The organism is Halomonas sp. PA16-9 (assembly GCF_009728585.1).
Lineage (GTDB): Bacteria > Pseudomonadota > Gammaproteobacteria > Pseudomonadales > Halomonadaceae > Vreelandella > Vreelandella titanicae.
In genome coordinates, this window is record NZ_CP040452.1 from 724,659 (window position 1) to 747,707 (window position 23,049).

The window sequence follows — 23,049 nt, forward strand, 5'->3', positions numbered from 1 at the left end:
CGCTTAAGATTTTTGGAACATGGCCAGCATCCGGCGTGTCACCAGGAAGCCACCCACAATATTGATTGACGCGATCAGCACCGAAATCGCCGCTAATATGCCCACGATCACGCTACTCGTGCCAATCTGCAAAATAGCACCGAGAATAATGATGCCCGAGATCGCGTTAGTCACCGCCATTAAAGGCGTATGCAGCGAATGACTCACGTTCCAAATCACCTGGAAGCCGATAAAGCAGGCCAGCACAAAGACAATAAAGTGCTGCATAAATGAGGTCGGCGCCACCTGGCCAAGCAGCAGCATGAGCGCACCGCCGACAGCCAGCAATCCGATTTGACGCTTGGTTTGCGCCTTGAACGCCGCATGTTCGGCGGCTTTTTTCTCTTCCGGCGTGGGCTCTTTTTCTTTCTTCTTCGGCTTGGCCGCGCCAATCGCTTTCACCTTGGGCGGCGGTGGGAAGGTGACCTCACCCTGGTGCGTCACGGTGGCGCCACGAATCACGTCATCTTCCATATTATGATTGATCACGCCGTCTTTCTCGGGCGTCAGATCGGTCAACATATGGCGGATATTGGTGGCGTAGAGAAGCGATGATTGCGTTGCCATGCGCGAGGGGAAGTCGGTGTAGCCGATCACCACCACGCCATTATCCGACACCACCCGCTCGTCTGGCTTGGTGAGATCGCAATTGCCGCCTTTCTCAGCCGCTAAGTCGATCACCACCGAGCCCGGCTTCATGGCCTCGACCATATCTTCCAACCACAGCTTAGGTGCGGGCTTGCCGGGAATCAGCGCGGTGGTAATCACGATGTCCACATCGGCCGCCTGCTCGCGGAAACACTCAAGCTGCTTTTCGCGGAACTCCGGGCTTGAGGGCGAGGCGTAGCCACCGCTTTCGGAACCGTCCTGGCTATCTTCGAAATCGAGGAACAGAAACTCCGCGCCCATGGATTCGATTTGTTCAGAGACCTCGGGGCGTACGTCAAAGGCGCGCACTACGGCGCCCAGGCTGGTGGCCGTGCCGATCGCCGCCAATCCCGCCACGCCAGCGCCAATGACCAACACCTTGGCCGGGGGCACTTTACCTGCCGCCGTTACCTGGCCAGTGAAGAAGCGGCCAAAGTTGTTGCCCGCCTCTATCACCGCCCGGTAGCCGGCGATATTGGCCATGGAGGAGAGCGCGTCCATTTTCTGCGCCCGTGAAATACGCGGCACCATGTCCATAGCAATAACGGTGGCGCCCTGGGCCTTGCACTTCTCGAGCAGCGCTTCGTTTTGCGCTGGCCAGAAGAAGGCAATCAAGGTTTGGCCTTCCCGCAGCCGCTCGGCCTCTTCATCAGAGGGCTCTCGGACTTTAATGACCACCTCAGCGTCGTTCCAGAGCGCATCAGCCCCGTCCACGACGGTAACGCCTGCATCACGATAAGTGTCGTCATTAAAGCCCGCTGCCAAGCCAGCGCCGGTTTCTACCAAGCACTCGTGGCCCAGTTTTTGGATCTGCTTCGCGCTCTCAGGGGTCAGCGCGACGCGCGCTTCCCCCCGGGCACTCTCTTTCGGTGCGCCTATTTTCACTCTTGTTCTCCCTTGCTTAACCTTATTGCAGTGCCGCAGTTGCTCAATGGGCCCTGCACCTTTAACGGCGTCCGTGATAACGCCTTAATAGCAGTCTAGGATCTAACGGGGTGGCTGCCAGATACTATTCAACCTTTGATACAACAGGGTTGTTTAATTACAACATCCACTAGTGTGCATGATGGTTCCCTTAACGTCTAAAGTCGTTAGCAAACTCAGTAAGCACCTGGTAGAGCCACCTGTTAGCAGGATCATTGGCATAGAGCCCATGCTGAATCAACGTCATTTTTAGTGCGGGGAGCTCTTTAGGCGGCTCCACCAAACGCACCGGCAGCATAGCAACGAACCGTTCAGCCATTTGACGTGGGAGCGTCATGATCGCTTCCGTCAGCGCCACCACCCGTGCCGCGGCGATATAGTTGAGGTTTTTAGAGATGACCCGGCGGGTTAAGCCGTGTTGAACAAGACAGCTGTCGATATTACTGGGGCGCAGACCGCTAATATCCGCCAGCTCCACATGGAGCGCATCCGCAAACTGACCAATATTCAGTACATCGCCCACGCGAACATTATGGGTAGCAGCCAGGCAGACCAGTTCCTCATCCATCCAGAGAGTCTGAATCACGCCGCTGGCAGCGCGCTTTGGCTATCCAGCCCTACCACCATATCAATTTGGCGCTGTTCCAGCCCCTCACTCAGCACATCTGGGTAATCAGCTCAATGGAAAGCTAATGCCCGGTGCATAGGCCAGCAGCTGACTTAAAAAGAGCGGGTACATGACCTCTTCAAAGTAATCCGTGGTGGCGAGCGTAAAGCGTCGCGTGCTGTTGGCAGGCGTAAACATCGCGGGGGGCGCAAGACCTTGTCGAAGCATCGCTAGCGCCTGTTGCACCACGGGTAGCAGCGCGAGTGCCCGGGTGTCGGCTGCATACCGTTTTCGGTGCGCACTAGCAGCGGATCATCCAGCGATTCACGCAGCCGTTTTAAGGCATGGCTCAAGGCCGGTTGGCTTAAATGCAGCATTTCTGCTGCGCGAGTGACGTGACGCTCGCGCATCAGCGCCTCAAATACCAGCAGCAAGTTCAGGTCGAAATGGCGTAGCGAGCGCATAGCTTCTCATTATTCATATCACGAATGATTAAATTCTAAACATTCATTTAATTTATCACCAGGAATTGCTTATTGTCTGCCTCTCATTCGCCCACCACGCGACTATCAGCGATAATCCAGCACTCAAGGAGAAGCACACCGGTGACCCACCCACAAGCTATGTCTGCACAAGCTATGTCCGCACAAACCATGCCCAGCCTTTATGGCGATGTGATCTCTACCTTTATGGGCGTAGCAAAAGCATCGGATCCTAAGACAACCGACGCCGAGGTTGTGGTGAGTGGCGTTCCCTTTGACCTTGCTTGTTCTGGCCGTGCGGGCACCCGTATGGGGCCAAATGCTATTCGTCAAACCGCCAACCTGATCTGGGAAGGCAAGCGCTGGCCATGGGACTTCGCCTTGGAAGATCGCCTCAAGGTGTGCGATGCAGGCAACGTTGATTACGCTTATGGCGAGCCCGAAAGCCTGGTCGATAACCTGGAAACCCACGCCAACCGCTGGTTAAAGGCGGGCAAAAAGATGCTTACCCTGGGCGGCGACCACTACATTAGCCTGCCGCTGCTGCGTGCCCACGCCCGAGAGCACGGCCCGCTGGCGCTGATCCATTTTGACGCCCACACACACACCTACGAGCAAGGCACGCGCTTTGACCACGGCACTATTTTTCACCACGCTTTAAAAGAAGGCTTGGTGGTGCCTGAGCACTCGCTGCAAATTGGCATTCGCACAAGCTACGACCGCCACAACCACCCTTACGAGGTACTGGATGCGGACTGGGTCAATGAGCACGGTGCAGCCGCTGTACTGGAGCGTATTCGCGCCAAAGTGGGTCATCATCCCGCTTACGTCAGCCTGGACATTGATGGCCTCGACCCCGCCTACGCCCCCGGCACCGGCACGCCGGTGTGCGGTGGCATGTCCACCGACCTGATGCTGAAAGTGATTCGTGGCATGGTAGGCATGGAACTGGTCGGTATGGACGTGGTGGAAGTGAACCCCGCCTACGATCACGGCGACATTACCTCGCTTGCCGCCGCGACGCTGGGGCTTGAGTTTTTGTATACCCTGGCGGCATCTAAGGGCGTTTAACAGTTAGCCTCCGCCATCTCTAGGCTGATGGTATTGAGATGGCGGGGGCGGAACAGACTATCCTTGAGAGGCCGTCAGCGCGTGATCAATATCCGCCAGCAGATCGTCGATATGCTCGATGCCGATCGATAGGCGCACCATATCCGGCGTGACGCCAGCGGCTTTTAGCTCCTGCTCGTTGAGTTGGCGGTGCGTGGTAGAGGCGGGAATGGAAGAGCAGCTTTTAGCATCGCCGATATTCACCAAGCGGAGAATCAGCGCCAGCGCATCGTAGAAGCGCTCACCAGCGGCCTGCCCACCTTCAATGCCAAAACTAAGAATCCCCGAGGCATGGCCGTTCATATAACGCTGGGCCAGCGCATGATCCGGATGGTTTTCCAAGCCAGCATAATGCACCCAGGTGACCAACGGATGGCTTTCCAGATGCTTGGCAACCGCTAAGGCATTGGCACAGATACGCTCAATCCGTAGTGACAACGTTTCCAACCCCTGGAGCAGGTTCCAGGCCGCCTGGGCAGAGAGCGCCGCGCCCATATTACGTAGCGGCACCACGCGGGCGCGGGCAATAAAGGCCGCATCGCCCACATCACGGGTATAGCTCACACCGTGATAGGAGACATCAGGCTCGTTGAGCAGCGGAAAACGGCTGGCATTCTCGGCCCAGGGAAAGGTGCCCGAATCAACAATCACACCGCCCACCGTGGTGCCGTGACCGCCGATATATTTGGTCGCCGAGTGGACAACGATATCCGCCCCGTGCTCAATCGGCCGACATAAGAACGGCGTCGCCGTGGTGTTATCGACTATTACCGGCACCCCATGACGATGCGCCGCTTCGGCGAGCTTTGTTAGGTCGACCACGCCACCCGAAGGGTTACCAATGCTTTCGCAGAAAACCGCTTTGGTACGCTCATCGATCAGCGCTTCGATGCCATCAATATCGTCTTTGTCGGCAAAACGCACCTGAATGCCTTGGCGCGGCAAGGTGTGGGCAAACAGATTGTAGGTACCGCCATACAGCTCGCTGATCGAGACAATGTTATCGCCTGCTTCGGCAATGGTCTGGATCGCATAGGTGATCGCCGCCATTCCCGATGCCACCGCTAGCCCGGCAATACCGCCTTCCAGTGCGGCTACCCGCTGCTCCAACACGGCACAGGTCGGGTTCATAATGCGTGAGTAAATGTTTCCTTCGACTTTCAGGTCAAACAGATCCGCTGCGTGCTGCGCGTTATCGAATGAAAACGACGTGGTTTGGTGAATCGGCACAGCCACGGCGTTTTGTGAGTCAGGCGAATAGCCATGGTGAAGAGCAATGGTTTCTGGCTTCATGAGAACGGCTCGCTATTTTTTTGTTGAGATCCGCTATTGATCCTAAACAAGCGCTGCATGGAAGGCCAACAATCGTTCGTCTCCGATCTACCAGGCGAGACCAAACACATTTACCAATTCCACTCACTGCGCGCCACCGCGTCATGAGCAGGGTGGGATCCAGGTGAAGCCGCTGGGGTACACAGCCGATGCGCTGCTGCGAGGTAATGATCACCTGACCCGACTAGGGCTTTACCACACCGATCAGCATTTTCAGTGCACCTCAGTTCAATCCGCAAATGGTCAATAACGTGTTTGGGATACGTCGGCTTATATCGGCGCCATGGATCCCTTGGGCGTGGGTCTGACGCTGGATGCTGGCCTTTACGATGCGCTACTGGAACAGCTGGCTAATGAGATTGCGCGTTGCACCGATGCCTAAACAGCGTCTTTCTTAAACTGCTTTTTTATTAAATAGCTTTCCAAGTTGATAAAGGTCGTGCATATACCTATCAAACTTTGAAACAAGCAGTGACATAAAGATAAAGGCATAAATAACTAGCATGACGATCAAGGGTTCGTTAAGCCAGGCCAGAAAAGGAGTCGATATCGGATAGCTGATCGTGTAGACAGTCATGGCCGCTAATAGCTGAACCAGAAAACAATTAACAATCACCAGGGTAATCAACGCTGCTCGTATATTCACATTCGGCAGCGTTGTTTTCCAAAACGGCAAGTGGCGTACTTTTATGCGGTTTCTCTCCGCTCCTTCTCTAACGCCGTTAAAGCTCAATCTTTTTTTACGCCGCAGTAAGGGGATTGCATAGCTGCCTGCCTCCTCTTCAGAAAACGCTGCCAAGGCGATATCCCGATTGAATTCAGGGCCCAAGGCATTGGCCGCCACTTGATCGAAATCTGCCCATGCATGGTTTTGTTGGGTGGTTTTAGCTTGGTCAGAAAGCGTTTTTAAGCGGTTTTTATCGGCCTTCGACAACTTCTTATCATTGCCGACGTTTATATTGTAGTGAATTTCGTATACCTGATATAAAGCAACGGTCACACCCACAAAAATCATAAAAAAGACAATGTATATCAACATATTAACAGACACCTCCTAAACAAAACCGAACCTGCTAGGCGAAAAACAGCTTTGTTAGCGTTCAAACTAACTTAACGACTATGCCTGCGCACAGCTGACAAGTACAGGCTCAGAAAGCCTCAAAAAAGCCGGATCAGACTACGGATAGCAAAAATCAGCTACCCGTACCCACTACTCCCCTGAAGGCCCCAGGAAACGTGTTTCACTGACATTCGTTATTGAAGGGTCATCTAAGGCGATAAAGTGCAGTTCGATAGGATGGCTAGGCTTCGTTAGGTCATCCGCATCGGCGGTGAGTGCTAGACGCAGGCTGCGTGTTTCAAACGCCGCCACCTCTAAGGTATCCACTCCCTGCAGACGAAGCCCTGGCAACCCCGCGGCTGATACCGCGTAATGATGAGCTTGGCCATCTTGATTGCGCAGCGTCACGTTGTAGTAATTGATAATGCGACCCTCTGCCGTGCTTTCAAACAACGCCTGACGGTCACGGGCAATCTCTACATCAATGGGTACCCGGGCGTTCAAGAAACCGACTAACAGCACCACCATGGAGAATAACGCCGCCGTATAAGCCAACAGCTGGGGGCGCCAGAAACGGGGCGCTTTACCTTCCAGAGCACGCTCGGTGGTGTAACGAATCAGGCCAAGCGGTTTATCGATCCGCGCCATAACGCTGTCGCAGGCATCGATACACGCCGCGCAGCCAATACACTCGTATTGCAGCCCATCGCGAATATCTATGCCGGTAGGGCATACCTGAACACAGAGTTCACAGTCGATACAGTCACCGATCTGAGTTGCCTCAACGCCCTTTTGAGGAGAGTTCCGACGCGGCTCGCCGCGGGCGGCATCGTAGGAAACAATCAGCGTATTGGCGTCGAACATCGCCGACTGGAAGCGCGCATAGGGGCACATATGCAGGCAAACCTGATGGCGAAGCCAACCGGCATTCAAGTAGGTAAACAGGGTAAAGAAACCGATCCAGAACAGCGCCAAAGGGTGCATATCCAGAGTAAACATATCCACTGTTAACGTTCTTATCGGCGTGAAGTAACCAACGAAGGCTATTCCCGTTGCCAACGCAATCAGCAGCCAAGCCGCATGTTTGGCGGTTTTGCGCCATAGCGTATTCAAACTACGCGGTGCTTTATCAAGCCGAATGCGCCGGTGCCGAGGCCCTTCCAGGCGATGCTCAAACCAGATAAACAGAAACGTCCACACGCTTTGCGGGCAGCTGTAGCCACACCACACTCGCCCAGCCACTACCGTGATCAAAAACAACCCAAAAGCGCACAGCACCAGAATCCAGGTGAGCAAGATAAAGTCCTGTGGATAAAACGTCGCCGCAAACAGGTGGAACTCCTGGGCTGAGAGGTCAAACCACACCAGCGGCCGATCACCCCAATTGATCCACGGCAAGCCGAAATAGAGCGCCATCAACAGCCAGTTAGAAAAGCGCCGGATACGCTGAAAAAAACCGCTTATTTCTCGCACATAAATATGTCCGAGCTTCGGTGGCTTGCTACTGGGAGACTGAGAATTGGGCGACTTAGACGGAGGAGTATGGTGTTCAACCGCCGCCTCGGTAGTCATGTCTTGCAGTGGAATGCGTTGCGTCATACCGATATCCAAAAAAAAAGAATGGAGGCTTATGCGGTCGAGGGGCGTCGCGGGGCAGATGATTAAGCATTTGTTAGAAGGCGCGACTTTTAAGTTAGCCGCTACTATGCTCATACAGGGATGGCACAAACAGATGCAGTTTTAGAGAAATAAGGCGTATCAGTTAGCACTAGCCTCTCACACCGCTGCTTTCTGATATGCTGTTTATTACTATATTTGAGTCTGTTTTACGCTTCGCACATGCGGCACAGTGGTGCTTTCTATAAGCAGAGATCCTCGCTGTGCCAGCTAACACTGCGATGGAGCATTCGGGCGTTTTACTCAATACACCGACGATTTATCCCATGAAACGCTACGAACAGTTTGCCGATGAGATAGCGACGCTGATTCGCCAAGGTGTGCTTGGCCCAGGGGAACGAATCCCCTCGGTGCGCCAGGCTAGCCGCCATCACGGCATTAGCCCTTCTACGGTGTTCCAGGCTTACTATTTACTTGAGAACCGTGGGCTTATCACCGCAAGGGCACGCTCGGGGTATTTTGTGCGTGAACACGCCCGGCGCCTGCTGGACGAACCACGTGTAACACTGCAGCCCACCGACCCAGCAGAGGTAGAAGTCAGCGAGTTGGTGTTCTCAGTGCTTGGCTCGCTTCAGGATGACCGCACGGTGCCCTTTGGATCGGCCTTTCCCAGTCCTGAGCTGTTTCCGCTTTCGCGCTTGAGTATCAGCATGACGCGGGGGTTGCGGGCGCTTTCGCCTCAACAGGTGGTGGCTGACATGACCACCGGGCATACCGATCTGTGTCGGCAGATTGCCCTGCGCTACATGCTGGGCGGCATTCAACTGCCGATGGAAGAGCTGGTGATTACCAACGGCGCGATGGAGGGCCTTAATCTAGCCCTGCAGTGCGTTACCGAGCCGGGCGACCTGGTGGCGATCGAATCCCCAGCGTTTTATGCCAGCCTGCAAGTGTTAGAGCGGTTAAAGCTACGCGCGGTGGAGATACCCGTTCACCCACGGGAGGGCATCGACCTTGAGGTACTGGCAGAGCGGCTAGAGACGCTTCCGATCAAAGCCTGCTGGTTTATGAGCCATCTGCAAAACCCAATCGGCGCCAGCCTGAGTAAAGAGCGCAAACAAGCGCTTTATCAGCTGTTAAAACAGCACCAGGTTCCGATGCTAGAGGATGATGTGTATGCCGAACTGTACTTTGGCAGTACGCCACCCGAGCCCGTAAAAGCCTTCGATGATGAGGGTTTGGTCATCCACTGCAGCTCTTTCTCAAAGTGCTTAGCGCCGGGCTACCGGGTGGGCTGGGTAGCAGGCGGTCGCTATGCTCAGGCTATTTCGCGGCTAAAATTGATGACGACGATCTCGCCTTCCTTGCCCGCTCAGGCAGCCATCGCTGACTACTTGCAGCATGGCGGTTATGACCGCCATTTGCGCAAGCTCCGCCATGCTCTGGAAGCCCAACAAGGCAGCATGCTGGTAGCGGCGGATCGCTACTTTCCTGCCAATACTCGCATCACCCGTCCTGCGGGCGGCTACTTTTTATGGGTGGAGTTTCCCGAGCAAGTAGATTCGCTGCGGCTATTCAATACGGCGCTCGAACATGGCGTTAGCTTAGCGCCGGGCCCGATTTTTTCCGCGACCCAGCAATTTCGACACTGCGTGCGCCTGAGCTATGGCCACCCCTGGACACCTAGCAGTGAGCGCGGCATGGAAACACTAGGCAGGTTATTAAGCCTCTTTTAGCGAGTACTTCAAACGCCACCTCCTTTAGACTGATCCGGTTTTTTAGTGAAAAACTGAGCCTGTTATGCAGCACAGCAATCGCTAAACTATTCCGATGAAGCCACACAGCGGTTATACCGGCTCTTTATATCGTCATCTTTACCACTTCTGGTCAGGGAATGGCCGGGCTGACCAGCTAACTACCTCTATTGCACCCACCTCTCAAAACGAAAATGCCGAATTCTGTCTTAGCAAGAATCCAGCATTTATATTTAGTTCAGCAGGCGCTAGTTAACACTCAATAGCATTAACCGCTAATCCACCTTTAGATGTTTCTTTGTACTTATCCAACATGTCTTTCCCTGTATCACGCATGGTACGAATCACTTTATCTAACGATATAAAGTGAGTGCCATCGCCGCGTAATGCCATCTGAGCGGCATTGATCGCCTTTACCGTTGCGATGGCATTGCGCTCGATACAGGGAATCTGAACTAACCCACCCACAGGGTCACAGGTTAATCCTAAATTGTGCTCCAAGCCGATTTCGGCCGCATGCTCGACTTGTTCGGGCGTTCCCCCCATCACATCAGCCAAGCCAGCTGCTGCCATGGCACAAGCCGATCCGACCTCCCCTTGGCAGCCTACTTCGGCGCCGGAGATCGAAGCATTTTTCTTACACAGAATGCCAATGGCGCCTGCCGCCAGCAAAAAATCCACCACGTTTTTCTCACAGGCATTGGGCTGAAACTTCATATAGTAGTGCAAGACGGCGGGATGATGCCTGCGGCGCCGTTGGTGGGCGCCGTGACCATGCGCCCCCCTGCGGCATTCTCTTCGTTAACGGCGAGGGCAAAAATATTCACCCACTCCATCGCTGAAAACGTTGAGGCGATCAGGCAATCGTTCTGCTCTGCCGCTTGAAGATGCTGGTGAAGCAGCTTAGCCCTGCGCTTAACGTTTAACCCCCCCGGCAGTACCCCTTCGTGGGTTAATCCATTGTCGATGCATTCACACATCACTTTCCAGATACGCCACAGTTCGTTTCTGACCTCCTCCTCCGTCCGCCAGACTTTCTCATTTTCCAGCATCAGCCGGCTGACACTTAGCTGCTCTTTTTTACATAGCGCCAAGAGCTCGTCTGCCGTATCGAAGTTGTAAGGAATGGTAACGCCACCCAAATCGTCCAGTGGCATATCCACCTGGGCCTGTTCAACCACGAAGCCGCCGCCCACCGAGTAATAGGTATTTTCATACACCAAGTCGCCCTGATGCGTAAAAGCCGCCAGCTTCATGGCATTAGGGTGATGAGGCAAGCTCTCTTCATGAAAATACAGGTCACTCTCCCAAACAAACTTCACTTCTTTTTGTCGACCAAGCTGTAATGACTGACTCTCTTTAAGCGCCTGAATGGCTGGCTCAATAATCGAGGGATCTATTGTGCTAGGGCGTTCACCCATCAATCCCATAATAATTGCGTTATCGGTGGCATGTCCGATACCCGTGGCGGACAACGAGCCATAAAGATGGACTTCAAGATGCCCTACCTCATCGAGCTGGCTGTTTTCGCGCAGGGTTGTGACATACTTAAAAGCCGCCTGCATGGGCCCGACGGTATGGGAACTGGAGGGGCCTACTCCAATCTTAAAAAGGTCGAAAACACTGATAGGCATTGGAGCACCTCTTGACGTATAAACAGGGGAAAATCAGGCGGTGCCTGACAATTTCAATAAGTTATTGATGTGATGGCAAATAAAGCTAATCTATCTTTTATTGATGATATTTTTATATTTATAAAATCATACTTTTAGGCACGACTTATCACATACAACTTCTCACATATAACAAGGGGTTACATATCGCTCTGGGAAAAACTTAGCAACGACAGCAACCCAGTTATAAAAGCGCGTTCAAACTGTTTGCGTTTATTAACAACAGCACCAGATAACAAGCATTAGTTACTAAAAGCTAGTTACCAAAAAACTAGTTACCAAAAACCACTGTGCGCCCTGAATAAAAGAACACACGACGTTCCAAGTGATAGCTAATCGCTCTAGCCAGGGTGAGGCACTCGATATCACGCCCCTTGGCAACCAGATCCTCCGGGTAATGGGTGTGATCCACAGGCTCGACACCTTGGGCAATAATCGGCCCTTCATCAAGGTCATTATTAATGTAGTGCGCCGTTGCGCCGACCAGCTTAACCCCTTTCTCATATGCCTGATGATAAGGCTTGGCGCCTTTAAAACCGGGCAGGAGCGAGTGGTGAATATTGATCGCCCGTCCGGCTAATAGTTCACACATAGAGGGGGAAAGCACCTGCATATACCTTGCTAGCACCACCAATTCAGCGTCGGTATCCGCGATGATTTCGCGTACCTGGGCTTCCTGCTGCAATTTCGTCTCGGGCGTGATCGGCAGGTAGTGGTAGGGCAAATCGTGCCATGCTGCCAATGGCTCCAGATCAGGATGATTGGAAATCACCGCTTTGATATCCAGAGGAAGCTGCCCTGTCCGATAACGGTAGAGCAGATCATTCAAGCAGTGATCGGCCTTGGAGACCATAATCACGGTGCCTGTGCGTTTGCCCGGCGCCGTCAGCTCAAACTGCATGTCGAATTCGCCTGCCCGCGCTGCAAAATCGGCGTGGAAGCTATCTTCATGGAACCCGTCTCGCTCTGGGCGAAACTCGGCGCGAATGAAAAAGCGTCCGCCCAGCCGATCATCGAAAGAGTTGAGTTCAGTGATATAGCACTGCTGCTCTTTTAGAAAGCGCGTGACGACGTCCACCGTTCCCAAGCGGCTGGGGCATTGGGCGGCAAGTATCCAGGTATCACTCATTCGGCTCATAGTGCATGCTTCTCAGTTAACGGCAGACCGTTGCGGAAGATCATAGCGGCCGGAACAGCGTTCCGGCCTGCCCGCTTATTGTTGTACGTTAACGCCATACTCTGCCGCTGCATCCAGCAACCAGCGATAGCAGTAGTCGGCAAAGCTGCGCCGGATCACCAGTTCCCAGCGATCTTCACTGGGACGGCGAATGATGGTAGTTGCCTTGCCGAAGACGGTAGTGACACCCTTCCCCACCGGGAAATTGCTGGGATGAACGTCGTAGATCACCGTTTTCATCAACAGCTCTTGGGCTGCTTCGCCGGAAAGCTCTAGCAACGTCTGACCACCGCTGACATCACTAATCGCGAAATGGGTATCTCCCAGATGCTCACGCAACTTCGTCTCAAGCGGGAACTCCTCACCACCGGGTACGATCACCAGCCACTCGTCCGGGGAAAGCCACTGGATAGAACGTTCACCGCTGGCATCTTGTACCAACGCCTGGGGTTGTCCAGGCAAGCTGATTCCTAGTACGTCGCGCACCGCCTCGTCGAGCACGATGGCGCCACCCCGCAGGATCAGATGCCCCTGCATTGCCCGCTCGCGTAGCTGAAGCCGGCTTGGGCCGCTGGCCTGGGGCGCGCCGCTGCGACGATAGCTATAGGCTAACGGGGACTCTACCGGGATCGCGGTATCAGTACGGGTGTCGAAGGTGGCCGCGTTAGACATGCTGGCGCTCTCCCTTGGGGTCGTAGAAAATGGTGCTGACGATTTCAGCCTCATGGGTTTGTCCATCCGCCATGGGCAGGTAGACCGTCTCGCCTAGTTTCTGATGGCCACCCTTGACCACCGCTAGTGCAAAGCCTGAATCCAGAATCGGGCTGTAGTAGCTGGAGGTAACATGGCCCACCATCGGCATAGGGATCGCATGCTTGGGATCAAGCACGATCTGGGCCCCCTCTTCGAGAATCACCTTCGGGTCTTTCGGCCTGAGCCCCACCAGCTGCTTGCGGTTCTCACGCTTGGTGTCACTGCGTGTCAGGGCCCGCTTACCAATCCATGAGTAGGGCTTGTCGTAGCCAACGCACCAATGCATGCCCAGATCTTCCGGCGTCACCGAGCCGTCGGTTTCCTGACCCACGATGATGAAGCCCTTTTCAGCGCGCAGAACGTGCATGGTTTCGGTGCCATAGGGCGTCAAGCCATACTTCTCGCCATGCTTGAACAGGGTCTGCCAGACATGCATGGCATAGTTGGCTTGCACGTTAATCTCGAAGGTCAGCTCGCCGGTAAAGGAGATGCGGAAGACTCGGGCAGGCACTCCCGCCACTTTCCCGGATCGCCAATCCATAAACTTAAAGCTATCCCGGTCAAGATCGAGATCACTGATCTCAGCGAGCAGCTTGCGCGCTTCCGGGCCAGTGATGGTCATGGTGGCCCAGTGGTCAGTCACGGAAGAGAAGTAGACATCCAGTTCCGGCCACTCAGTCTGATGCCATAATTCCAACCATTCCAGGATCGCGGCAGCGCCACCGGTAGTGGTGGTCATCAAAAAGTGATTTTCAGCAAGACAGCTGGTCACGCCGTCATCGGTGACCATACCGTCATCTTTGCACATCAGGCCGTAGCGGCACTTGCCGACTGCCAGTTTCTCCCACTTGTTGGTGTAAATCCGCGCCAGGAACTCACGCGCATCTGGCCCTTGAATATCGATCTTGCCAAGCGTTGAGGCATCGAGGATACCGACCTTCTCGCGCACTGCCAGACACTCGCGAGCCACTGCCTCGTGCATCGTCTCGGTTTTGCCATTCACCTTCTGTGGGTAGTACCAGGGGCGCTTCCACTGGCCGACGTCCTCGAACTCGGCGCCACGCTCCACGTGCCACTGGTGAAGCGCGGTGTAGCGTTCGGGATCGAACAAATCACGGCAGTGGCGACCGACGATGGCGCCGAAGGTCACCGGGGTATAGTTGGGGCGAAACACCGTGGTGCCCACCTCGGGAATGGAGCGATTCAAGCAACGGGCGGCAATCGCCATGCCGTTGATGTTGCCCAGCTTACCCTGATCCGTACCGAAGCCCATCGCGGTATAGCGCTTGATGTGCTCGATGGACTCGAAGCCTTCCCGGGTCGCCAGCTCGATGCCCGCCGCAGTGACGTCGTTCTGCAGGTCGACGAACTGCTTGGGGCCGCGCAGCGTGGGCTTCTCGTGAGGCACCTGGAAGAGCGCCACCGCAGGCCCTTGCTGCAGACGTTCAGCGCTCGGCAGAGTAACCGTCTGAACGGCATGGCCCATGGCGGCCGCTGCCTTGATGCCCGCTTCGACACCTTCCGCCAGCACGTCACCCAGGGCATAGCAGCCGTTGGCACCGCCACACGCCTGAACGCCCTTCACCAGCCTCGGCACGAAGCCGAGAATATCGTCGCGCCAGGTAGGCCGCGCGCCGGTGTGGGAAGCCAAGTGAATCACCGGGCTGTAGCCGCCGGAGCTGGCGATGGTGTCGCAGGCCAACTCCTGAACCGGGCCGCTGACTTTGAAAGCGCCAATATCAATCTTGGCGACCCGCGCTGCAGTAACCCTATTGCTGCCCTTCGCCTCGATAACGGCGCTGCCCGTAATAATCTTGATGCCCTGGGCGCGAGCGGCATCGACCCAATCGCCCGCCGGCGCCTCGCGGGCGTCCACGATAGCGACGACCTCGCAGCCAGCCTCTTTCCAGTCCAGGGCAGCGCGGTAGCCGTAGTCGTTGCTGGTGGAGAGCACCAGCTTGCGACCTGGTGCCACGCCATAGCGACGGATGTAGGTCGATACAGCACCAGCCAGCAGGTTGCCCGGCACGTCATTGCCCGCGTAGACCAGCGGACGCTCGTGGGCGCCCGTGGACAGAATCACCTGACCGGCGCGTACCCGGTGCAGGCGTGCGCGTACCTGACGGTGACCATTTTCCACCGGTGCCGTATCGCCCAGGTGTTCAGTACGCCGCTCATGCAGGGTAACGAAATTGTGATCGTGATAGCCGTTGGCCGTAGTACGCGGCAGCAGCGTGACGTTCTCGCAGCTCGCCAACTCGTCCAGCACCCGGGCCACCCACTGATCCGCCGGCTTGCCTTCTAGGGTTTCGCGGCTGGCCAGCAGCGAGCCGCCCATCTCTTCCTGCTCATCGGCCACCATCACCCGAGCGCCGCTGCGCGCGGCGGCCAGCGCTGCCGCCAGACCCGCGGCGCCTGCGCCTACGACCAGCACATCGCAGTGCTGATTGAAGTGATCATAGTTATCCGGATCGGCTTCCATGGGGCTGCGACCCAGCCCCGCCGCCTTGCGGATGTACTTCTCGTAGGTCAGCCACATCGAGGCCGGCGCCATGAAGGTCTTGTAGTAGAACCCCGGTGGCATGAACTGCCCGCCCAGCTTGCCGAACAGGCCCATCAGGTCGCGCTGTACGTTCGGCCAGCCATTGGTGCTGCTGGCGGCCAAGCCTTCATATAGCGCCTGCTGGGTGGCGCGTACATTGGGCACCTGGGCCGCTTCACTGCTGCCTAGCTGTACAATGGCGTTGGGCTCCTCGGCACCCGCAGCGACAATGCCGCGGGGCCGAGAGTATTTAAAGCTGCGGTTAACGATATCCACACCGTTAGCTAGCAGCGCCGAGGCCAGGGTATCCCCGGGGTGCCCTTGGTAACGCTGGCCGTTAAAGGTAAAGCTCAACGTGCGGGAGCGATCGATACGGCCGCCCGTGTTAAGGCGGTACACTTGTTGCTTGGACTGGCTCATGCCCGCACTCCTTCTTGTTGGCTTACCGCAGCGCCCTCGCGAGCCTGGCTCTGGCTGTCAGCGGTAATCGACGGCTGCTCGCCCATTTTGTAAGTCTCGAGAATCTCGTAGCTCACCGTGTGACGCGTCACGTTGAAAAACTTGCGGCAACCCACCGCATGCACCCACATTTCATGGTGAACGCCACGGGGGTTGTCACGGAAGAACAGGTAATTCCCCCACTCTTCGTCACTACACGCCTCGGGCTCCTTGGGGCGCTCGATATGCGCCTGGCCCTTGGGGTGGAATTCCTCTTCCTCACGGTGTTCGCCGCAGTAGGGGCAGTAGATATAGAACATGCGAATACTCCTCTCGTATGAACCCTAGTGGGCCACGCCGGCAGCGCCGTGTTCGTCGATCAGCGCACCGCTATGGAAGCGGAACATGGAGAACGGCTCGGCGATGGGGTGCATTTCCCCCTTGGCCAGGCTGGCAGCGAATACATGCCCCGACCCTGGTGTGGCTTTGAAGCCGCCGGTACCCCAGCCGCAATTGAAGTACAGACCCTTCACCGGCGTTTTAGAGATAATCGGACAGGCATCCGGGCAAGTATCGACGATACCGCCCCACTGACGGTTCATGCGTACCCGAGAGAAGATCGGGAACATTTCAACGATCGCCTGGAGCGTGTGCTCCACGGTGGGATAACTGCCGCGTTGACCATAGCCGTTATAGCCGTCGATGCCCGCGCCGATCACCAGGTCGCCCTTGTCGGACTGGCTGATGTAGCCATGCACCTGGTTCGACATCACCACCGTATCGAGAATAGGTTTGATCGGTTCAGAGACTAAGGCTTGCAGCGGATGGGACTCCAACGGCAAGTTAAAGCCGCCCATTTTGGCCAGCACGGAGGAGTTACCGGCAGTCACACAACCGACGGTTTTGGCTTCAATATCGCCACGGTTGGTGTGTACACCGTAGATCTGGCCATCACGAATCTTGAAGCCGGTGACTTCGGTCTGCTGCAGAATATCCACTCCATGGGCATCGGCACCGCGGGCATAGCCCCAGGCCACGGCATCGTGGCGAGCCACGCCTGCACGCGGTTGCCAGGAAGCCCCCATCACCGGATAGCGAGCGCTCGCAGAGCAGTCCATAATCGGCACCAGCTCCTGCACTCCTTTGGCGTCTAATACTTCGCCGTCAATGCCATTCAGCCGATTAGCATTAACCCGGCGCTGTATATCGCGCATGTCCTGCAGGGTATGCCCCAGGTTGAGCACCCCCCGCTGGGAGAACATGACGTTGTAGTTAAGGTCTTGGGAAAGCCCTTCCCACAGTTTCATGGCATGTTCGTAAAGCGCAGCGGATTCGTCCCATAAGTAGTTGGAACGCACGATGGTGGTATTACGGGCGGTATTACCACCGCCCAGCCAGCCTTTCTCAATCACCGCCACGTTCTTGACGCCGAACTCTTTCGCCAAATAGTAGGCCGTGGCCAAGCCGTGACCGCCACCACCAACGATGATTACATCGTACTGCTTCTTGGGTGTGGGGTTGCGCCACTGGCGCTCCCAGTTCTCGTGGTGGCTCAGCGCGTGCTTGACCAGGCCGAAGCCGGAATAGCGTTGCATAGTGGTCTCCTCAGTTCAGCCGCGCCGGGCCCTGCCGGCAAGCCGATTCAAGCAATGGATTCGACGGCTTCAGCGGCGGACTCAGCGTAGACAGGATGCTGGGCACACACGTCGGTCACTTTGGACTGCACCTCGGCTTCAATGGAAGCCGTATCTTTGCCTGCAGCCAATTCGTCTAAGATGTCGCAGATCCATCCAGCCAGCTCGCTACACTCCTCGGCATCGAAGCCGCGCGTGGTGACCGCAGGGGTTCCAATACGCAGTCCAGACGTCACAAAGGGGCTTTGCGGGTCGTTGGGCACCGTGTTTTTATTCACCGTGATATGTGCGCGACCAAGTGCAGCATCCGCATCTTTACCGGTAATGCCTTGGCGGATAAGCGAGACCAAAAAGAGGTGGTCGTCGGTGCCGCCGGACACTACGTCGTAGCCACGCTCCATAAACACCTTGGCCATGGCCTGGGCGTTATCGATCACCTGCTGCTGGTAGCGCACAAACTCCTGGTTCATGGCTTCCTTAAACGCCACCGCCTTAGCGGCAATCACATGCATCAGCGGGCCGCCCTGCTGGCCTGGGAAAACCGCGCCATTAAGCTTTTTATACAGTGCTTCGTCACCATGGGCGGAGAGAATCAAACCGCCCCGTGGGCCACGCAACGTTTTATGGGTGGTGGTGGTGACCACATGAGCGTAAGGCAGCGGGCTCGGATAGAGGCCAGCGGCTACCAGGCCAGCGACGTGGGCCATATCGACCATCAACCAAGCGCCTACCTCATCGGCAATAGCGCGAAAACGTCGCCAGTCCACCACACGAGAGTAAGCGGAGAAGCCCGCGATGATCATCTTCGGCTGGTGCTCGCGAGCTAAGCGCTCGACTTCTTCGTAATCGATCTCGCCGGTTTCCGGCTTGAGGCCATACTGCACGGCGTTGTAATGCTTGCCCGAAAAGTTGGGTGCAGCACCATGGGTTAAGTGGCCACCGTGGGCCAGACTCATACCCAATACCGTATCGCCCGGTGACACCAGTGCCATGAACACAGCGGCATTAGCCTGAGCCCCGGAGTGTGGCTGCACATTGGCATAATTGGCACTAAAAAGGTGGCAGGCCCGCTCAATGGCCAAGGCTTCAACCTTGTCAACGAACTCACAGCCACCGTAGTAACGGCGACCTGGATAACCTTCTGCATATTTGTTGGTTAGCTGTGTACCTTGTGCTTCCATAACAAGTTTGCTGGTGTAATTTTCGGAGGCGATCAACTCAATATGCGCTTCTTGGCGAACCGTTTCTTCAGCGATTGCTTCAGCAAGCAGACTGTCGTAATTGGCCAAACGGGCATTGGGGGAAAAATTATTCTGAAGCATTACCGCCTCCTCATTAGTCACTTTTTTATTAAGTGCTGGACATACTCTTTAATGCTGATAAACCCAGGTCGCTTTCAACCAAAGTCCCTATCAACGCGTTCTTACCGCGATACTATCGTTGGAGTCCGGGCCCAAGATGCTTGCCGACGTCACCACGCGATGTATTTGCGACATCGGCAAGATTTAGCCAATAACACGGCTGACGCCGCCCAAAAAGCAAAGCACCCTAGACGGGAAGTAACCGTTTAGGGCGCTTAAAACTAGGCAGCAAGGTGCTTGCCGGGGCTAAAAATCGACGATTAAATCCCCCTTCGGCCGACTGCAGCACGACAGGATATAGCCTTCTTCGACATCCTCATCGGTAATACCGCCGTTATGCTCCATTTCCACTTCTCCCGACTTGAGCTCCACTCGGCAAGTACCGCAAATCCCCATGCCACAAGCTTTGGGGATATGCAGACCCAGCTTGGCCGCCGCCGCATGAACCGTCTCCCCCGGCTGAATACGCACACTTTTCCCTGAAGAGGCAAACTCGATACTAAACAAGTCGCTGGTGTCGACATTTTCAGCATCAACCTCTGCCTGTTCGGCCAGCTCAAGGACATCTTCACGTACCTCAACCGGCGTAGCGCCAAACGACTCCTCATGGTAGTGATCCATGTTGAAGTTGTTGGCACGAAGAATATTTTTGATGGCGTTCATGTAAGGGGTCGGGCCGCAGCAGAATATCTCCCGCTCCATAAAATCCGGCACAATGAGTTCGAACAGCGGCTGGGTAAGGTAGCCACGGTAGCCGGCCCAGGCCTCGCCGAATCCTCTTTGTTCTCGCAAATAATATGCAGCTTGAACTCGGGAATACGCGAAAACATATGCACCAGCTCGCGGTGATAAATCACATCACGGGGGGCTCTAGCGCTGTGTATGAACTCAACGTCAACAGCGGCGTTGGTATCAAAAAGCCAGCGCGTCATGGACATCAAAGGGGTAATGCCCACACCGCCCGAGAGAAACAGCACTTTTTCGGCAGGGAAATCGATAGAGTTAAAATTACCTACCGGCCCGTGCACCACCAGCTCGTCGCCCACCTTCAGATTGGCGTGTAGCCAATTAGATACTTTACCGCCCGGCACTTGTTTAACGGTGATGGAAAAGCTGTAAGGGATGGAGGGAGAGCTGGAAATGGTATAGGAGCGCATGATCGGCTGATTATCAATCTCAAGCTCGAGGGTCACGAACTGACCGGGCTTGAAGAAGAACAGTACAGGCTGCTCGGCCATGAAGCAGAACGTGCGCACATCCTGGGTTTCTTGAATCACCTTGACGCAACGCACCTGGTGGCGGCCGTTGGTCCAGGTTTGGGTCGTGACCGGATTGAAAAAATTAGTTGTCATTGTCGCCTCTGCCTGACCAGCCTTCATCACCATGCATCGCCGAACCGTATTTGCGATACGGTCAGCACCTTTGAGCTGCATTTTGGGGACGCGCCTGCCGACCGACTTACCTGACAGCGACTCGCACTTACCTCGTGCCACTCTTTATCGCTTAGAAACCTCTTTTTTCGTCGCCACTACGCCATCTAATGTCGCGGGCAGACAATTGGCAGGCCAGCGCCTGCAACACAATCGGAGCCTGACGTCAGGCCACATTTGAATCAAACGCCAGGTTACGCAACAGAACAACAAGATACGCAATATTGACTATCGGCCGATTCGCAGCCCTTGAGGGGGGAGCGGAGGTTTACGAGGATACTGGTAATGGAAAAAAATGTTTCTAATCGGATGGATGATCCACTCGCTGCAGCTCGTGACTCAACGGTTCAGATGCTGCAAGAAAGAGGACGTACCTTTTCGCTTCCACAGCCGTTTTACAACGATGCCCGCCTGTTCGCGCTTGATATGCAGGAGGTCTTCGAAAAGGAATGGCTGTTTGCCGGCATGACATGCGAGATCCCTACCAAGGGCAACTTCATGACATTGGATATTGGTAATAATCCCATCGTCATCGTGCGCGGCAGTGAAGGCGCTATTCATGCGTTTCACAATGTTTGCCGCCACCGCGGTTCGCGCCTTTGTGTAAAGGATAAGGGTAAAGTTGCAAAGCTCGTCTGTCCGTATCACCAGTGGACCTATGAACTTGATGGCCGCTTGTTGTTTGCCGGTAGCGATATGGGCACTAACTTCAATCTCGATCAATTTGGCCTCAAACCGGTCAACGTGCATACAGCCGGAGGCTTCATCTTTATCAACCTGAGCGATGAACCGCCTGCGATTGATGATTTTCTGCAAACGCTTGAGCATTACCTTGAGCCGTACCAAATGGACAACGTCAAGGTTGCCGTCGAGTCCAGTATCGTCGAGCAAGCCAACTGGAAGCTCGTCATCGAAAACAACCGCGAGTGCTATCACTGCAACGGCGCTCATCCTGAGCTGCTGAACTCATTGCAAGAGTTTGATGACACCGAGGATCCGCGTGCAACGCCTGCCTATAAGGAACTGGTGGCATGCAAACAAGCAGATTGGGATGAGGAACAAGTTCCCTATCAGTTGAAGCGCTTTGGCAAACGCAATCGACTGACCCGCACGCCGCTGCTGGATGGCATTGTCTCCATGACAATGGACGGTAAACCCGGCTGCAAGAAACTAATGGGCAGATTAACAAGCCCTGATATGGGCTCACTGCGCATTCTGCATCTGCCCAATTCATGGAATCACTTCATGGGCGATCACGCGGTGGTATTTCGCGTGCTACCGCTTGGCCCGCAGCAAACCGTGGTGACCACCAAATGGCTGGTTCACAAGGATGCCGTGGAAGGCGTTGACTACGACCCCGAGCAGCTACGCCGAGTATGGGATGCGACCAACGACCAGGATCGCCAACTCGCCGAAGAGAACCAGCGTGGCATTAACTCCAAGGCTTACCAACCCGGCCCTTACTCCGAGACCTATGAGTTCGGTGTTATCGACTTTATCGACTGGTACGCCGCCCGCATGCTCGAGAACCTAGGATATGATGCGCCGACGTTACACTTAGCCCAAGGTTAAAACTTGAAGGATCAAGGCAGCGACGTTTACCGTCACTAGGACTTAGCCAGAGTAGCTGACAACGTGTACACATAAGAGACACCTGTGTACACTTTGCCACACTATTCCTAGACTATTCTTAGAGACCTGCTCAATGCCATCCACCGATATTCCCGCTGCCAAGGGTTCTCAAGACGTCTGGCTAGATGCGGCGTTTGAGCTGCTACTGGAATCGGGCGTCGATAGCGTGCGCATTCTTTCTCTGGCCAAGCGACTAAAGCTTTCTCGAACCAGTTTCTACTGGTTCTTCAAGGATCGCGAGGCACTGCTGGAGGCACTGATCGCACGCTGGCGTGAAAAGAATACCCAAGGGCTAGTGCATCAAACCGAAGCCTATGCCGAGAATATCGTCGAGGCGATGCTCAATGTCTTCGACTGCTGGCTGGATCCTAAACTGTTCGACTCCCCGCTAGAGTTCGCCATGCGCAGTTGGGCGCTACAGTCAGCGTCAGTAGTAAGTGAAATCGATGCGGCTGATGCCACCCGTATCGAAGCACTGGCGCGCATGTTCCAGCGTTACGGCTATGATCCGCTGGCGGCCAACGTTCGGGGTCGCACCATCTACCTAACCCAGATCGGCTATATCTCGATGAAGACCCAGGAACCGCTCGAAGTGCGCATGCAGCGCATCCCCGCCTATGTCGAAATCTTCACCGGCCAGCCGCCTGGATCCAGGGAATTGCAGCGCTTCCATGCCCGCCATGGATATTATTCTCCAACCGGTACTTACTAGCCCACAGCAAGCCTGATCGGCTAACACCACCTACCTCCCAGCCGTACCAGCGGTTAAACATGCTCGCCTCGAAATGTACATCATTGAACATTTAATTGACAACAATGAACATTAGCGCCTAGAT

At 55.2% G+C, this 23,049-nt stretch carries 17 protein-coding genes and 2 pseudogenes; 4 read left to right on the forward strand and 15 right to left on the reverse strand.

Going from position 1 to position 23,049, the window contains the following annotated elements:
* Positions 1 to 3 precede the first annotated feature (3 nt).
* From FDY98_RS19725 to FDY98_RS28655, 4 genes are all read right to left on the reverse strand, one after another.
* Positions 4 to 1,572 carry a Re/Si-specific NAD(P)(+) transhydrogenase subunit alpha gene (locus FDY98_RS19725; protein ID WP_155706112.1) on the reverse strand — a complete coding sequence of 523 codons (1,569 nt, stop codon included), beginning with the start codon at positions 1,570 to 1,572 and terminating at the stop codon, positions 4 to 6.
* 190 nt (positions 1,573 to 1,762) lie between these two features.
* Positions 1,763 to 2,197 carry a hypothetical protein gene (locus tag FDY98_RS28645; RefSeq protein WP_340147069.1) on the reverse strand — a complete coding sequence of 145 codons (435 nt, stop codon included), beginning with the start codon at positions 2,195 to 2,197 and terminating at the stop codon, positions 1,763 to 1,765.
* A gap of 87 nt (positions 2,198 to 2,284) precedes the next feature.
* Positions 2,285 to 2,446: a hypothetical protein gene (locus tag FDY98_RS28650; protein ID WP_340147070.1), complete on the reverse strand. Its 162-nt coding sequence runs from the start codon at positions 2,444 to 2,446 to the stop codon at positions 2,285 to 2,287.
* Between the two features lie 2 nt (positions 2,447 to 2,448).
* Complete coding sequence (locus FDY98_RS28655) at positions 2,449 to 2,682, reverse strand: helix-turn-helix domain-containing protein (protein ID WP_340147071.1); 234 nt, start codon at positions 2,680 to 2,682, stop codon at positions 2,449 to 2,451.
* Positions 2,683 to 2,871: 189 nt separating this feature from the next.
* On the opposite strand from FDY98_RS28655, the gene speB reads away from it, so the two are divergent.
* Positions 2,872 to 3,771, forward strand: a complete 900-nt coding sequence (gene speB / locus FDY98_RS19735) for an agmatinase (protein ID WP_155706269.1) — start codon at positions 2,872 to 2,874, stop codon at positions 3,769 to 3,771.
* A gap of 57 nt (positions 3,772 to 3,828) precedes the next feature.
* On the opposite strand, the gene FDY98_RS19740 is transcribed toward speB, so the two are convergent.
* From FDY98_RS19740 to ccoG, 3 genes are all read right to left on the reverse strand, one after another.
* The gene (locus tag FDY98_RS19740) at positions 3,829 to 5,103 is read right to left on the reverse strand and encodes an O-acetylhomoserine aminocarboxypropyltransferase/cysteine synthase family protein (protein WP_027958305.1); all 1,275 of its coding nucleotides are present in this window, start codon (positions 5,101 to 5,103) and stop codon (positions 3,829 to 3,831) included.
* A 433-nt stretch (positions 5,104 to 5,536) separates the two neighbouring features.
* Complete coding sequence (locus FDY98_RS19750; protein WP_035537889.1) at positions 5,537 to 6,181, reverse strand: hypothetical protein; 645 nt, start codon at positions 6,179 to 6,181, stop codon at positions 5,537 to 5,539.
* A 171-nt stretch (positions 6,182 to 6,352) separates the two neighbouring features.
* Positions 6,353 to 7,801, reverse strand: a complete 1,449-nt coding sequence (ccoG, locus tag FDY98_RS19755; protein WP_035537892.1) for a cytochrome c oxidase accessory protein CcoG — start codon at positions 7,799 to 7,801, stop codon at positions 6,353 to 6,355.
* Between the two features lie 344 nt (positions 7,802 to 8,145).
* Here ccoG and mapR point away from each other — a divergent pair, with 344 nt between their 5' ends.
* Positions 8,146 to 9,555, forward strand: a complete 1,410-nt coding sequence (mapR, locus tag FDY98_RS19760) for a GntR family transcriptional regulator MpaR (protein ID WP_027958308.1) — start codon at positions 8,146 to 8,148, stop codon at positions 9,553 to 9,555.
* Between the two features lie 270 nt (positions 9,556 to 9,825).
* Here the strand turns inward: mapR and FDY98_RS19765 are convergent.
* The 8 genes and pseudogenes from FDY98_RS19765 to FDY98_RS19800 all read right to left on the reverse strand — a co-directional run bounded on the left by FDY98_RS19765 (position 9,826) and on the right by FDY98_RS19800 (position 20,503).
* Positions 9,826 to 11,207, reverse strand: a pseudogene (locus tag FDY98_RS19765) (L-serine ammonia-lyase).
* 310 nt (positions 11,208 to 11,517) lie between these two features.
* Positions 11,518 to 12,384 (reverse strand): formyltetrahydrofolate deformylase, encoded by an 867-nt coding sequence (gene purU / locus FDY98_RS19770; protein ID WP_027958310.1) that lies wholly within the window; start codon positions 12,382 to 12,384, stop codon positions 11,518 to 11,520.
* Positions 12,385 to 12,459: 75 nt separating this feature from the next.
* The gene (locus FDY98_RS19775) at positions 12,460 to 13,095 is read right to left on the reverse strand and encodes a sarcosine oxidase subunit gamma (protein ID WP_027958311.1); all 636 of its coding nucleotides are present in this window, start codon (positions 13,093 to 13,095) and stop codon (positions 12,460 to 12,462) included.
* Positions 13,088 to 16,138: a sarcosine oxidase subunit alpha family protein gene (locus FDY98_RS19780; RefSeq protein WP_027958312.1), complete on the reverse strand. Its 3,051-nt coding sequence runs from the start codon at positions 16,136 to 16,138 to the stop codon at positions 13,088 to 13,090. The genes FDY98_RS19775 and FDY98_RS19780 overlap by 8 nt, the downstream gene beginning before the upstream one ends.
* Positions 16,135 to 16,476: a sarcosine oxidase subunit delta gene (locus FDY98_RS19785; RefSeq protein ID WP_027958313.1), complete on the reverse strand. Its 342-nt coding sequence runs from the start codon at positions 16,474 to 16,476 to the stop codon at positions 16,135 to 16,137. Before FDY98_RS19785 ends, FDY98_RS19780 begins: the two co-directional genes overlap by 4 nt.
* Positions 16,477 to 16,500: 24 nt before the next feature.
* The gene (locus FDY98_RS19790) at positions 16,501 to 17,751 is read right to left on the reverse strand and encodes a sarcosine oxidase subunit beta family protein (RefSeq protein ID WP_027958314.1); all 1,251 of its coding nucleotides are present in this window, start codon (positions 17,749 to 17,751) and stop codon (positions 16,501 to 16,503) included.
* Between the two features lie 47 nt (positions 17,752 to 17,798).
* Complete coding sequence (glyA, locus tag FDY98_RS19795; RefSeq protein ID WP_027958315.1) at positions 17,799 to 19,112, reverse strand: serine hydroxymethyltransferase; 1,314 nt, start codon at positions 19,110 to 19,112, stop codon at positions 17,799 to 17,801.
* 285 nt (positions 19,113 to 19,397) lie between these two features.
* Positions 19,398 to 20,503: pseudogene (locus FDY98_RS19800) on the reverse strand (FAD-binding oxidoreductase).
* A 363-nt stretch (positions 20,504 to 20,866) separates the two neighbouring features.
* On the opposite strand from FDY98_RS19800, the gene FDY98_RS19805 reads away from it, so the two are divergent.
* Entirely contained in the window at positions 20,867 to 22,153 is a 1,287-nt protein-coding gene (locus tag FDY98_RS19805) for an aromatic ring-hydroxylating oxygenase subunit alpha (protein WP_027958317.1), read from the forward strand.
* A 133-nt stretch (positions 22,154 to 22,286) separates the two neighbouring features.
* A complete protein-coding gene (locus FDY98_RS19810) occupies positions 22,287 to 22,925 on the forward strand; it encodes a TetR/AcrR family transcriptional regulator (RefSeq protein WP_027958318.1) in 639 nt (212 codons plus the stop codon).
* Positions 22,926 to 23,049: the final 124 nt, after the last annotated feature.